We start from the raw sequence: 14,261 nt of genomic DNA, 5'->3' as shown, positions 1-14,261 counted from the left end.
GCCCCCCAACCCTTCGGGCGAGGACAAGGGACCCCGTCTGGCGGTGTTGCCTGCTCGGTCAAAGCCCGCAGGGGGATTCTCGCTCGCAGGCGCCTTCCCATCCAGTATCCCTTGCCCTCGCGCGACTCCTCCCAATTTCTTCACACGCTCTTTATGCCACCATGCCAACAGGCTTCCTCCCAGGAACTCCCAAGCCCGGTAAGGCGTCAAAAAGAAATCCGCCGTTCCGGCATGCACCGACATCCAGAGATTACACCCCAGTGAAATAACCAGCAGCACCAGCATGATCGAAGCAATGGGCCATTTCCTCTTCCAGATGAGCAAGAGGATCGGGGGAAAGAAGATATAGAACTGCTCCTCCACGGCCAATGACCAGAGATGGAGAAGGGGCTTAAGGCTCGCCGACGTGTCGAAGTATCCGCTCTCCTGCCAGAAGACGATGTTCTGGATGAAGAGTGTACCCGCTGCCACATGCTTGCCGAGCTGTTCAAACTCATCGGGTAGCAGGATCACCCATCCATAGGCCATGGTGATCACCAGTACGGTGATCAGAGCAGGAAAGAGTCTCCTGATACGCCGTGCGTAGAACTCTTTGAAACTGAAGTTCCCTGCGTTGTGTCCCTTGTACAGAATCCCGCTGATCAGGTATCCGCTGATCACAAAAAAGATATCCACTCCGATGAATCCGCCGGGGATCACCCATGGAAACGCATGGTAGATAACCACCCCAAGCACCGCCACTGCCCGAAGGCCGTCAATGTCAGATCGATATTTAAGCAAGGTCATGACCGGGCATTTTACAGTTAACGCCTTTCTTCTTGAAGTTCTTGGATCGTCCGCCTGATTCCCTGTTCCATCGATAATTCAGGCACCCATTCCAGTTCCTTGGAGGCTAATTTATTGCACAAAATATTTGAGGGGATGTCAAAATCACGTCCAGGCAAATGAACCTTCTCGACTTGTTGCCCGACTGAGTTGCTGATGATGTCTACAAGTTCATTGAGATTTGTTCCTCTTCCCGAACTGATATTGAAGATCAGCTCATCACCTTGATAATCCAAGGCCTTGAAGAAGGCCTCCGCAACGTCGCTGACGTGTAGATAGTCCCGGGTGACCGAGCCGTCACCCCAGATCTCGATGGGTTCTTTGCGAAGCGCCTTTTGAATGAAGGCCGTCACCGCTCCTTGAGCTGATTCAACCCGTTGCTTTGAACCGAATGGATTTGATACCCGGAGAATCACGGGTTTGATATCATGAAGGTCGCGATAAAGCCGGAGATACTTTTCAATGGCCAGCTTGGTAATACCGTACGAGACAATGGGGTTTGTGGGATGCTTCTCATCCAGCGGCAAGTATTCCGGCGTTCCATAGACGGTTCCCCCGGATGAGATGAAAATGATCCTTCCCACCTTCTGCGCGACCATCGTCTCAAGCAGTCTTAGCGATCCCACAAGATTGCTCTCCACATCATAGATCGGGTCCTCATTGGAACTCTTGGGAAGAGTTGTTGAGACCAGATGGAACACTGCATCCATATCCTGAAGACACCTTTTCAGATCCCCCTCGCTCAACATGTCCCCTTCCATCCATTCTACATCCTCTCCCCGATCAAAAGCTCGGTAAGGCTGAACCTTCGGCCTTTCGAAAATCCGTACCGAGTGCCCCCCTTCGAGTAGACGATCACAGATGGCAGAGCCGATAAACCCTCCCCCCCCAAAGACTGCACACTTCATCGGCACTTTACTTGGAAGTTTTCCCATTGAATCACAGCGGCATTTGCACAGCAAAGACCATGCCCCCCTTGGCCTGAATCAGATAGGAAGCATACTGGGCTGGGAGCAGGGCGCTCACCACCTTCCAGATAGGAGCGGCTTCTTCGGAAATATCCTCGATCACCACCCACCCTCCAGCCTTGAGTTTTTTAAATGCAAAGGCGAGAACCGCCACGTTGGCATTAGGGGCATGCAGTCCGTCATCGATAATCAGATCTAGCTTGCCGGGCATCTTCTCACCGAGTTCCGTGATCGTGGTAGCATCCGTCTGGTCGACGAAGTAGGTTTTGATAAGTTCTTCTTCAAACAGAATCCTCTTGTCGACGTCGGCCCCATAGATGAGGGTGCCGGGAAGATACTCACGGAAGGCACGCAGGGAATTTCCGGGCACCCAGATCTTGCCCATATTAGAGACGACATCAGTATTGGTCGTTCCTAGGCCAATCTCGAGCATCGAATCGATCTTCTCGAGATTCTTCAGCACCGCACCATAGACAAAGTGGTAGTCGTGGTTTCGTGACTTGTCGCAGCCATAGGAGTCGAAGACCTTCTTCAGTGTAGCAGCCTCCTCCTCGGCCCCAAGGTCTTTGCAGAACTGTTCCGCCGTGATGGGAGTGAGCGGCGCTTCTCTGAAACGATCGGCGATTGACGCCAGCGTTGGAAAAAGCTGAGTGGCTGATAGCAACGTCAGATCATGGATGGTTTTTTCTAATCCCTGATAATAACCCGAAGTATTGGGGGCAAACTGCCCGAGCCTTCTGATCTCACCGATCTCCCGCCTATACATGAAATTACTGACCGCAAGTTCCAGACTCCTCTTTAGGGAGTAATAAGCATGGTTGATCCTGACAAGGAACGGAACCTTCCTAAGTAATTGAATGACTGTTTCCATGATGATGAAAATTGGATGGATGTGGCTCGGGAGGATACCTCGGGCTTCGGAACTACAAACAGCCTTTTATGGTGCCAATCGAAGAGCCAATTCACGGGCCTCCATGCGGATCGCCTCTGAAATCTCCCCGGCCGTGGTGCCCATGCTTCCTGATGTCCCGATAATGGCCGGAGAGATCTCCAGCATCCTCACCGAGGAGGAGCGTCCCATCAGATCGTCATGAAAGGCGCGTTCCAGCGTATAGCCCAGACCATCCTGCACCCGGCGGTAGGATTGACCCAATGAGCTGAGGTAAAAGGCCTTGTTCACCCGATACAGACGAGTGTCGACCAAGGCTCCGGGAGCGGACGCCACGAGCCCCCAAGGGATCCTCATCCGCCGTTTAAGAAATCCCAGCGCCCTGCTTCCTCGCTGACTTTTATAAAGAGGCGAAAGCATCCTTCTGATCGCCATGAAATCTTCCTTAGGCACATGCCTGCTGACAAAAAACTCGCCCTCACCCTCTCCGGAAAAGATCCCCCCGGTGCCAGGGCAAAAAAGCTTTCCTGTTACTTTGATGAAATCGTCAGCACCCTTCAGAAGATCACTCTTTTCTAAAGCCTGCCGGATCAGGTCACCTTCACCATACCCCTTCCCTTGGATCACAGTCCTCTTGGAAGAGTCAACCTGAACGAACTCCAACTCCTTTCCATAGTTACGGGCCGTCGCCACCAAGACCTCGGATCGGATTCTGGCAGAGCAGTTTTTCGCAAAAACAACCTTCTCAGTGCTCGGGTCCCCCAACCATGCAAGCAGTCCCTGCATATGGGCTTCGGTCCGGTCGCTCGTCGCCGAGAGTGCCACATAGGGTGTGATCCCGGCATCGAGAGATGCAGTGATGAGCAAGGGCGGTCGCTTCATGCTTTTTAGGCAGACCTTCAGTGAATCAGAGAATAGACCCTATAATATTTACCGCTCCAATCCAGATGATATCCCATCGGAACCACCCCTTCGTCTCCACTCACAGCCTCCACGATAGCATCGGCATTGTTTGGAGCAGCCAGATGACCGCTGCGAAGCCTCACCAGAGACAACTCCATATGAACCTCTCGGAGGAGCCCATAGATCGGCGAGTCCTTGCCATCGACCATGACATTGGTCGCATGCTTTTCCTTGAGAATACCGGCCACCTTCCTGATTTCCTCCATGCGCCCTGTGAAGGCGACACTCATCTGCTCCTCCTTGGGCATCCGAAAAACAGACCACCATCCGAGCAAGTGACGCTGCCCCGTATAGGAGATGTGCTGCCACAGGAATGCCATCATGAGTGCAGTAACGAGAATGGGAATCCACTTGGGTCTGAAGAGATCTTCCGCCTTCCCAACAAGCGGCGCCGCCATGAAGAATGCGGGAATCAAAAGTCTCCCGCCCCACGGCTGCCAGCGAAAGATTGCACAAAAGAGCAGGAATGAGCCCATTAAGACACAGCTTAGGGCTATGGTTCCCGATCCCTTTCTAAAAGCAGGGATCAACAAGAAAAATGGGATTAACAAACATAGCCCGGTCTGAACGGGGGAGGGGATCACATCCTCACATCCCAGGAAGTAGAAAAAGTGTAGATTAGGACCTCCCAGTTGAGCTGCCCCGATATTTGTGTATGGATCATCGGGGTTCAGTCCGAGAGATAGCAGCAGATTGCGCGTGACCAACTCGACTTGATGAATCGAAAAATCGGATCCCCATGCAAACTGATTGGCAACATTTTTGATGCAGACTCCCAGTACCGAATCGGGATCATACCTCTCATTAGTCATTCCGACACTTGGCCCCGTGATGGAACAATACGAATGAAGATTTCTGATGGTATTTGGTAGGATGACAATCCCCACGATCATCACTCCTGGCAAAAGGGCGACAGCAAGACTCCTCCAGGCTCCAGCGCGCAAGGTAGCGACCAGAAGAAGGAGCGCTATCGGTGGTAAATAGGATACGGCAGTACCCTTGGCTGCCATGGCAAGACCTGCGGCAAGAGCAGCAAGTAAAAGCAGCGCAACCTCAACCTTCCACTCCTTGCTACAGATCCGCAGACCTATCAGGAGAGGGATTAGAATGAAGAACGAGGCCATAATATCGTTCTTCGCATTGGAAGCCTCAAAAAACACCACCGGCACCAAGGCGACAAAGAGAACGGCAAGTGCCTGAGCTCGTGGACTTCCCTCGATGGATTTGACCATCAGAGTGAGAACCCCACATGCGGCCGTGAAGAAAAACCATTGGCTCAGATTATGCCAAGCATCACCTCCCGAGAGCAGCATCAGGTTCAGCCCCAGAAATTCCGATAACACGGGGTGGCAGTTTTGAAATGGATAGGTGGCGTCGAAATGCTCCACACTTCCCTGCATAAGCCAGTAGATCTGGCGGGGAAGATGATAGGATTGAACATCGTAGTTGCAAGGCGGCGAGGCCATCGCCATGCGGAACATTACGAAGATCAGGGCCGCCATCACCGCAACCATCCAAATCGGCAAACCTTTAATCTTAGACCACACTCGCCTCCACTCTGCACTCCAATCAAACCTTTTGCGCAGAGAGATCAGCAGAGTCGCTGGGATGAGTAAATAAATGCACCAGGCCGCAAAGACCGGCACGAAGGTAAGAGAGCGCAAGAAGGACAGTGCCTCCGTCAGGACAAGGACAAAGCTTCCTAAAAGCACACAAGCAAGAGCAAAACTCCAACGCCAGGATCTCTTACGCGACTCTGAGCGTTGATAAAAAAACAACGCCCAAGAGAGCGTTGCGGCGTAGGGGAGAATACCTAAAAGCGTCATAGCGTGAGCATTATCTGAAGGACATGCGATCCAATCGTTTCATTCTTTAACCTAAAAGATTGTATTTAAGAATGCACCAGATGGCCTGGAATCCATCCTTCCAGTTGATTTTCTTCCCCTCGGCATAGGTGCGCCCGTGGTAAGAGACAGCCACCTCGTAGATTCGCACACCCTTCTTGGAGAGCTTTGCAGTTATCTCGGGCTCGAATCCGAAGCGATTCTCCTCAATCACTATACCCTGAAGGATCTCCCGCTTCACCGCCTTATAGCAGGTCTCCATGTCTGTAAGGTTAAGGTTGGTAAACATGTTGGAGAGAAGAGTCAGAAACCTATTTCCAATCGAATGCCAGAAGTAGAGCACACGATGCTCTTGCGAGCCTATAAAACGCGATCCAAAAACAGCATCAGCTTTTTCCCTGAGGATAGGACCAATCAAGACGGGATACTCAGCTGGATCATATTCCATGTCTGCGTCCTGGATCAGAACGATAGGCGCGGTAGCATGAGCGATCCCAGTTCGAAGAGCAGCCCCTTTTCCTTGGTTCTTCTTATGATGCAACACGCGGATTCTTTCATCGCTTGACTTCAACCCCTGGAGTACTTCTCGAGAGCGATCGGTAGAGGCGTCATCCACTATGATTAGTTCTAGCACGCTCTCTTGAGCGAGCACCGTGACGATCACATCAGCAACAGTTGCCTCTTCGTTGAAGACAGGCATGATCACGGAAAGACAGGGTTTCACTTGAGACATCTTTTTTTCAGATATTGCATGACTTTGCTCCGATCATCTAAACCAGTAATAGTTGGGTTTGAGCGTAAAGATCAACTCTTCTGCCCGTTGTTTCTGATCGCGAGGCAGTTCACTTTTTAAAAGCTCAGACAGGGCGGAGTTACCTCCTGTTTGCATAGCGACGATATCACGATTGATAAGCCAATATGGAGTTTCGAACATATAGCGTGCAGTTTTAGAGCTATATTGCTTGGCGACTATTGCATCAAGCTGATACCATGTATAAAATGGCAATCGGATCACAAAGGATTGGATGGCTATCAATGATATTCCGAAGAACAACAGCCCCAGAACACTTGCTATTCTGGCCCACTGTTTCTTTATAGAGGAAACATCTTCCAGTAGATAAATTGCAGGCATTCCAACCAAGGAAAGGATCGGCAGCAAGTATCTTGGCCCATAACACCAAGTCCCTCGCCAATTGATAAAACATGAATTAATTGCCAGAATGATGGCCGCCGTAGATAGAATCATGACTGCTTCTATTCGGTTCATATTATAGAACCTTCTCCAATAAAAAAAGGCGATCATAATTATTGGAAAACAGGATAAGACTCCCCACTGCCCATCAAATATATATCCCCACATCCCCTTGATGACATCACCCGAAAGTGGCTTGCTTTCAGCAACCCATTGAGAATAACCAGTATTATAGATAGATCCAAATTTAAAATGATTCAGCGCAAGAAGAATTGTACAGAGGAGGCCGACCGGAATACAGAACCAAGCTAATCCGATCAATCTGACCCGATTATTTGCTTCTTTGAGTGATAAAAAGAAGAATGCGAAAAAAGCCGGCAACAGAACGACATATAGAGTCTTAGAAAGAATTAATACTCCCAAGAAGAGAGCACATGCCAATATCCAGGCTCGTACAGATCCCGCTATCACACTAATTCCTTGAATGAGTAATTCGCGGCGCCCCCTGAATGCGGAGTAGAATGCCCCCGAAAGAAACAGCAAGGCGTGGATTTCAAAAATCTGTGCCCTGAAGTAGTACCAACAAAAGGTCATGTAAATTATGCTTAAGACATAAATACACGCCACAGTTTGGCTTTGAGTGAAAAGTCGCACTGTGAGATAAAAAAGCGCGGCACACATTAAAGAAAGCACTATATTATGAATGTTAAGCAACAGTAGCCTGAGAGGACTTATTGGGTATTCCAACTTACCCTCGAGCAGTTGCTCCAATCTCAGCGCAGGGACGTATATTAGGGAATTTATAACCCCATATTTTGGAAACCATTTTCCTGTCACCTCATTCTTACAAAAGAACATACCTTTATCACCCCAGTACTTTGTTGCTATTTCCTCCGGAACACCCAGCTTTCCTTCTTTTAGTAAATGTACGGTTTCTACCCTGACTGCCATTGCATCGCCGGAACATTCTTCGGCAGGCATCATCAAAATACCAGTGACTAAAACTACGATCAGTGTAACAAGAATCCCTAAATCTATTTTTGTCATACTGTTTGATTTTTTGCCGCTTCTATTATCTTTGATATAATCTCTTTCCAGAAACAACGATCATACCGCGTCCATGCATGACATCCGAATGGTAATTTTCTCCCATTCTTCTCATAGGACCATTTAGGTGAAACCTCAAAGGCAAACGAGAGCGCAGGCTCCGCGGGTGCAACCTGAAATGAGGGATCAAATTTGGGCGCCTCAATAGCCCAGAAAACATCCTCATTGTAGGTAAAGCGACTCAGCTCGTCTTCCACGGAATACTGCCGGGCAAAGGGATTGATCCCGTGAAGCGCCGATACTTTTAGATAGAGCCCAGGCTCCATGGACTCGAACGGAGGCTTCCACGCATAGTGCCCCCATCGCGGGTAAATTGATCCAGCAATGATAGACTGCCTCAGAACTCGGAGATAAGACTCCACCCGTCTCAGTGAAAGTCCTCCGTTCCCTGCCCGCCAGAGCCCTGACTTGTGATTCTCGGAGAAACCCTTGAACCAGGGCGCTGCGAGATAGTCCCATCCCCTATCCATCCACTCATTCAAATTGCTGCTGAAGATCAGGCAATCTAGCTGGGCAATCAGGATATAGTAACTCTCCTGAAATCTCTCATAGAAGCGACTCGACTTGAGCAGTCGGTTGTATCCCTCGATTCCTGAGAAAAACTCATCAGAGAATCTCTCGACCTCCTCACCCGACCGTAGGACTCCGGAGAGATCCAGAGACTCAGGCGCGATAAAACAAATCCCATATCCGCTCAGATGCTTGCGGATTGAGGCTAACGAGATCTCCTCATCGGCCGTCAATTCCGACCGATACATCGGAACAACAATCTGGCATTCTGAGTGTTTTGGCATCTCCTGCTTGATTCCTTTTTTAGTCTTCAGCCTTCAGACATTAGACTTTGTATCCCCTAATGCCTAAATCGCTAAAGCCTTTGGCTTTCATTTTACTGGAGGAACCACATTCACTCCCTTGATCCGGAATGCCTTGGCAGCGGCCAGCAAATGAGCGTCGTTGCTATGAATTTCCCGGAATCCGTGTTCCACCGCGCAGGCAAGATGAAGGGCATCGGCTGAGCGCAGGTAAACAGAAGGCGCCAGTTTGCGAAAACGTGTTGTCACGTCGGCAAACAACTCGTGGTTAACGGTGAGCCAAGTCCAGAGGCGGTTCCCTTCATCCAGATCGAACTGCTTCCAGAGGAGAAGAAACTCGGCGGAGGAGATCGTCGCTTGACGCAGATTGCGGTGGAATGTCGCCGCAAGCTCGATCCGTCCGAACTCACAACAGGCAATCTTCCCGCCAGCTGCCGCGAGATCCCGCACCTCCTTGCTGCCATGCTCATTGAGATAGCACTTGGCCAGATAGGCCGTGTCGAAATACATCATGCCCGGTCGCGATCCTCGGAGATAAATCCAGCCGAATCTCCCTTGTGTTGCGCCATCTTCGCGAAACCTCGTACCAGCTTACGATCGGCAAAGGTCGCCCCCGACTCCTCTTCCTTGAAAGGCACAATCCTCGCCACGGGATGCTTCCTGTCGAGAACCACAATTCCCTCATGCCGGGCAGCCCTGCGGACCCAGTCACCGGTCTTCATATGGAGATCCCTGATCGTGATGGCAACCATGTGCTCAAAGTGACACATCTTGAGGATCGCGTCAAAATAGAATTGGCCCCATCTTCCATCTTCCATCTTCCATCTTCCATCTCCCATCTTCTCGGATAGTCTTTCCCAGTTTCATCCTTCATGAATCAGACCTTCTTCTGGCTCTCGACGCTCGACCATCGACCTTCGACTCAGTTGTTTTAGCCCTTTAGCCTTTCGAATTCAGCCTTTAGCCTTTCATCAGGCCCCTCCCCTGGATCCCGATCGATCGGCAGATAATTCTTAAGCATCAGGAAGCGTTTCTCGACCAGGTTCCAGCTCAGCCAAGCCAATCCCAGCACGCAGGGGACGGTCAGCAGAAAATTTACCAAGGGATCTCTGAGTGATGGGCTCATGGCAAAAAGCTGCTGTACCGGATAGGCATAGAGATAGGTTCCGTAGGAGAGATCGGTGCGATGCGTCCAGTCGAAGATCGATACCTTGGGACCATATCCCAGCCATAGCACCAGATAGCCACCGGCCACCGGCATCAGGATCGAGATGAAGGGCTTGAACTGTGATGCCAGGACTAAAAGGAACAAGCATCCCGCAGCGAGTAATGTGCCGTAGGGAATCTTATCCCTCCAGAGCCAGAAATTCATCCCCACAAAGAAATAGCAAAGATAACGCCGGTCCATTTGCTCCATGTCAGCTCCCACAAGCAATCCCTTCGCATAGGCGGCATAGATAACCAATGCCGCAAGCAGCGTCAGCCATCGATGCTTGAAGATGGCGAACTGCCCAATACCCGCCACCAGCAGGTAACAGAAAAACTCCTTCTGAATCGTCCAGAGGGAGGCATTCGCACATCCGGGATAGGGATTGTCATCAAAGACCCCCTTCCAGCTGATGCTGTTGAAGGTCAGTAAGATACAATCCTTGAAAAAATTAATCCCCCAGGAAATCAGCGTAAGGAGATAGGGTGTGCCCCGATGCTCCGGCATGGCACGGAAGGCGGGGCAGATTCCCCAGATCAGAAGCGCGCAGAAGGCCAGAGTCACCATATACGCGGGATAGATACGGAGCACCCGACGCTGCAGGAAATTCTGCATAGAACTACTGTGCAGCCAACTCGCCGTGATTAGGAATCCACTGATCAGGAAGAAGAGATCCACAGCTAATCCACCTGCTGTTTGCTGCCCATGGCTAAGCCGGTTTATCAGATCTACTCCCCTTCCAGCCCCAAGCGATAGCGGATAGGCATGGGCATAAATCACAGCCAGTGCCAGTACAAGCCGGATCAGGTTCAGGTTATTAGTCTTTTGACCGGAGAGATGACCAAGGAGACTGCGGTTGAATGAAATCATGGAAAATAGGGGTTTAGCGTATAAGGCCAGAAACATGGGTCAGCAAGGTTCGGTAGCCGATCTGCTCAGGAATGATCCCAAAAAGCCTCTCAATCGCATGCAGGATGCTGCCGTCCTGTGATATTGGCTCCTCTGGGTAGTCTTCCCAGCGAAGCCCGAGATCGAACAAAGGCTTCAGAGCTGCGGTTCTAGCCCAGAACATCGATCCCGCTGGATAATTGAAGAAGGTGTTTTCATTCGGAATAGCTAGACCCAGCTTTTCGAGAAGGGTCTTTCCTATGGTGTAGTTCTCAAACCATCCCCAGATCATCGGGTCGTCAGGATAGACAATCCCGATGCCTGAATCGGCGGCCATTCTATCCAAAATCGTATCCATCATTTGTCCGCACAGGCCAATCAGATTTCCAGAGAGGAAAGCATTCCATCGTTTCACAAAATCCGGGGGCGCATGCTTGGATCCCTTCGTATGAAAGTGCCCCACGATCTCATAATTCAGAAGCGACTCGCGGAAGCCGGTGAGGAATGGCCCCAGATCCCGGCCCCTATTCGGAAAAACAGCAATCTCACGACACTTCACTCTGTATTTCTCGAGCAGCCCTTTCACTGACACCTTCCCCTCTTTACTCGTCAGACTGATGAATAAGTCGGGCTTCTGACGTGCCGTCCCTAAGGCTCGAATTAGAACATCTGCCTGCTCGGGATAATGCAGATGAAGATGCAGGGCCGCTTGGATTGGCTCCTTATTCCCTTTGACTCGTTCGCGCCCGCTCAGCTCGCCCCGCTGGGGTCCCGCTGTCGCGGGATCTATCCAAGCCGTTCCCACGGCTATGTATTCCCTATCACAATCACTTTTAACCTTTAACCATTCTGCTCCACCCTCCCTCATCACTTCTGTTAGCCACGGGCCTTCTGGCCTCCCTGCCTTCAGGAAATCAATGGTGGGATCACCCCGTACCTCCGGGTGGTGATCACGGTAGATCCCTGGATGAAATCCTGGAAAGGGCTTTCGCAATTCAAGTCCCGCGCGCCATGCCTCCATATAGCGTCTGGCCCAGTCATGACGATTTTCCAGCCAGAGCCTACCCACATAGTCGGGATGCAGCACCTTTGCCAGCATTAGCCCATCCTCATCCAATGGAGACGAGTCACGCTTGCCTCTCCTAGAGAGCAATTCGTGGATCCTCGGAAAGCGTCTTAAAAAGCCGAATTGATCGAACTTCTTTGAATTATCATCGATGGGTTCCGAGCTAGTCACTATACAGGAGGAGTTAACGATCGCCGTTCAGCAGGTCCAGCACCTTCGGGGCAACCACTGATTCAGAGAAGTTCTCCCGGTAATACTTCAGCCCCGCTTCACGACGGCGTTGCCAGAGAGCTTCATCCTGCAGGAGATCCTGTACAGCCTTTGCAAAATCTGCGGGATCATCGGCCACTGCAATCGCATCCTCATATCCAGGCAAACCCTGGACACCGATTGAGGTTGTCACCACAGGCACTCCCATGCGGAGGGACTCTACGACCTTTCCTTTCACACCCGCCCCAATACGCAGAGGAGCCACGACAACTTTCACCTTGTTATAAAGCGAGCGCAGCTCCTCTTCGCTGACCCTCCCAGTCACGACAACCTGCTTACTTGCCCGCGCCTTGATCTCGTCGGTGGGAGCATTTCCGGCAATTGAGACATGAAGATCGGGAAGCTTCTTAGCCATGAGAGGATAGACCTCCTTCAGAAACCAGAGCACGGCATCTTGATTGGGAAGATGTGAGAACCCTCCCACAAAGAGCATTCCATCGCGCTCTCCAAAATCATTTGGAGTCACCGCTTCATTAATTTCTGTGTCTGCCCGGCATTCGATGGGCAGGATATTGATCCTTCGATGAGGATACTTTTCACGCAGTAAGTTCACCTCATCAATGGACGGGTAGAGGATCACATCGCTTTTATCCCAACACTCCTCCTCCATGTTCTTGACTGCTTCAACCGTCTCTTCGGTGAATGATCCCGGAACGAGGATGTTCTGGAGATTCATCCGCTCCACATGGAGGTCATGGCCGTAATAGACAATCGAGGCACTAGAATTTTTTTTGATAGCATTCAGAAATTGGACCGCCACGTGCGGCCTACTGAGGAAGACAACTTTAAGATCGTTACCGAACGCCTTGATCCAATCCTCAAAGCTGAAGATGTAGGGCGCCTTATGCAGAACCTTGATACCCAATGAATTCAACACTTGGACAGACTGAGGGTCATCACATCCATCATAGGACCAGAAAACGATTTGATATCCCCTCCCCGCGAAAAGCTTTAGATAACTCAGCATCTGCCGTGAACCGGCATCCTCATCTCCTCTAGCAGCCCTCTGGTCGATGAAGAGCATGAGCGGATTTACGGCATTCCCCTTAGGCAGCTCTCTCCTTCCACGAAAATGAGTGTTCAAGCAACTCAGCTTCCACAGGCATCCCTTTGTAACTCTGGCTATTTTTGCAAACACAGACAGGAGAAAATAATTACTTCGAATCCAGAAACACTGGTTCCGGAGACATACACTTTTTGAGAAGACGGCTGATCATCCGATACCTGTTCCCATGATGCCATTGCCCCCAGTGCTTGTTCAGGAATACATCCTTGAAATGCCCTAGAAAGGCAGTCGGTCGGAGCAGAATCTCCTGGAGCAACATGCCGAGCGTACATTGCCCTGACCTCCATTCCTGAATCCTCATCTGGATCAGATCTCGCTCAAGTAGATGCCCAGCGTATTGAGACCATGAGGAACGAACGCCACCTCCGGAAATCGTGACGGACTTCTCGAAAGCGGCATCCACCATCTGAAGCATCTTCTCCCGGCGCACGTAGGTATCAGCATGATCCGTGGCCTGACTGGCATGATGGCGCCATGTGGCGAGCTTTTCGGGAATATAGACACAGTTTTCCAGCAACCCTACCCGCATCCCCCACTCGAAGTCGCTGATCGCACCCCATCGGCCGTCGAATAGACCGCATCTACCAAAGACCGACTTTCTTATGAGTAACTGGGTCAGGGACGTGTAGATGGTCAGAAGCCCCGGATGCAGAAGACCATCATGAGGGGCCATGCGCTTGTTCCGTCTGGAGACCAGCTGAGGATTATACATGCCGAGGGTATACCGTTCCCACTGCTTCCCCTCTGGCAATGAAATGCCACTTCCATCAATAATTGTCAGCGCACATTGCGCGATACCGCACTCAGGATGATTCTGGAGCGTTGCAAGCAAACGCTCCAGGCACTCTGGCTCCATCGTGTCATCGGCAGTAGCAATATAGATGAATTCACCTGATGCACGACGGATGCACTCATTGATTCCGGCATAGATCCCTTGTCTGAGAACACGATGGAGGGATACCCGATGATCTGTAGCAGCTATACTTTGAATAAACTCACAGGAGCCATCATCGGAGCCGCTATCGCAGACGATCAATTCCCATTCCTGAAAGGTCTGGTTGCAAATCGAATGCCAGCGCTCCGAGAGATATTGCCTCGCATTCAGAACCGGTATGCAAATCGAAATCTGATGGGCGTCTTTTCTCACTTATCAGCAAAATCTCA

14 protein-coding genes are annotated in these 14,261 nt (G+C 50.7%); all 14 read right to left on the bottom strand.

Annotated features, from left to right (window positions below; translation table 11 throughout):
- Positions 1-786, bottom strand: a 786-nt coding sequence (locus K8R57_02435; GenBank protein ID MCE9587152.1) for an acyltransferase, incomplete at its 3' end; no start/stop codon positions are given.
- A 17-nt stretch (positions 787-803) separates the two neighbouring features.
- Positions 804-1,733: an NAD-dependent epimerase/dehydratase family protein gene (locus K8R57_02430; GenBank protein MCE9587151.1), complete on the bottom strand. Its 930-nt coding sequence runs from the start codon at positions 1,731-1,733 to the stop codon at positions 804-806.
- Between the two features lie 31 nt (positions 1,734-1,764).
- Complete coding sequence (locus K8R57_02425) at positions 1,765-2,664, bottom strand: class I SAM-dependent methyltransferase (protein ID MCE9587150.1); 900 nt, start codon at positions 2,662-2,664, stop codon at positions 1,765-1,767.
- A gap of 66 nt (positions 2,665-2,730) precedes the next feature.
- Positions 2,731-3,564 (bottom strand): hypothetical protein, encoded by an 834-nt coding sequence (locus tag K8R57_02420; protein MCE9587149.1) that lies wholly within the window; start codon positions 3,562-3,564, stop codon positions 2,731-2,733.
- 17 nt (positions 3,565-3,581) lie between these two features.
- Entirely contained in the window at positions 3,582-5,147 is a 1,566-nt protein-coding gene (locus tag K8R57_02415; protein ID MCE9587148.1) for a glycosyltransferase family 39 protein, read from the bottom strand.
- 370 nt (positions 5,148-5,517) lie between these two features.
- On the bottom strand, positions 5,518-6,222 hold the full coding sequence (locus K8R57_02410; GenBank protein ID MCE9587147.1) for a glycosyltransferase family 2 protein: 705 nt from the start codon (positions 6,220-6,222) through the stop codon (positions 5,518-5,520).
- Positions 6,223-6,255: 33 nt separating this feature from the next.
- A complete protein-coding gene (locus K8R57_02405; protein MCE9587146.1) occupies positions 6,256-7,728 on the bottom strand; it encodes a hypothetical protein in 1,473 nt (490 codons plus the stop codon).
- Positions 7,725-8,582 carry a hypothetical protein gene (locus tag K8R57_02400; GenBank protein ID MCE9587145.1) on the bottom strand — a complete coding sequence of 286 codons (858 nt, stop codon included), beginning with the start codon at positions 8,580-8,582 and terminating at the stop codon, positions 7,725-7,727. Before K8R57_02400 ends, K8R57_02405 begins: the two co-directional genes overlap by 4 nt.
- An 87-nt stretch (positions 8,583-8,669) precedes the next feature.
- The gene (locus K8R57_02395; protein MCE9587144.1) at positions 8,670-9,113 is read right to left on the bottom strand and encodes a type II toxin-antitoxin system VapC family toxin; all 444 of its coding nucleotides are present in this window, start codon (positions 9,111-9,113) and stop codon (positions 8,670-8,672) included.
- Positions 9,110-9,352: a hypothetical protein gene (locus K8R57_02390; GenBank protein ID MCE9587143.1), complete on the bottom strand. Its 243-nt coding sequence runs from the start codon at positions 9,350-9,352 to the stop codon at positions 9,110-9,112. The genes K8R57_02395 and K8R57_02390 overlap by 4 nt, the downstream gene beginning before the upstream one ends.
- 179 nt (positions 9,353-9,531) lie before the next feature.
- The gene (locus K8R57_02385; GenBank protein MCE9587142.1) at positions 9,532-10,677 is read right to left on the bottom strand and encodes an acyltransferase; all 1,146 of its coding nucleotides are present in this window, start codon (positions 10,675-10,677) and stop codon (positions 9,532-9,534) included.
- A 13-nt stretch (positions 10,678-10,690) separates the two neighbouring features.
- Positions 10,691-11,794, bottom strand: a complete 1,104-nt coding sequence (locus tag K8R57_02380; protein ID MCE9587141.1) for a rhamnan synthesis F family protein — start codon at positions 11,792-11,794, stop codon at positions 10,691-10,693.
- 151 nt (positions 11,795-11,945) lie between these two features.
- Positions 11,946-13,115: a glycosyltransferase family 4 protein gene (locus K8R57_02375; protein MCE9587140.1), complete on the bottom strand. Its 1,170-nt coding sequence runs from the start codon at positions 13,113-13,115 to the stop codon at positions 11,946-11,948.
- A gap of 70 nt (positions 13,116-13,185) precedes the next feature.
- Entirely contained in the window at positions 13,186-14,244 is a 1,059-nt protein-coding gene (locus tag K8R57_02370) for a glycosyltransferase (protein ID MCE9587139.1), read from the bottom strand.
- Positions 14,245-14,261 lie beyond the last annotated feature (17 nt).

The organism is Verrucomicrobiota bacterium (genome assembly GCA_021413925.1).
In the GTDB taxonomy this organism is placed as follows: domain Bacteria; phylum Verrucomicrobiota; class Verrucomicrobiia; order Chthoniobacterales; family UBA6821; genus UBA6821.
This window is presented reverse-complemented; position numbering and strand designations above follow the sequence as displayed.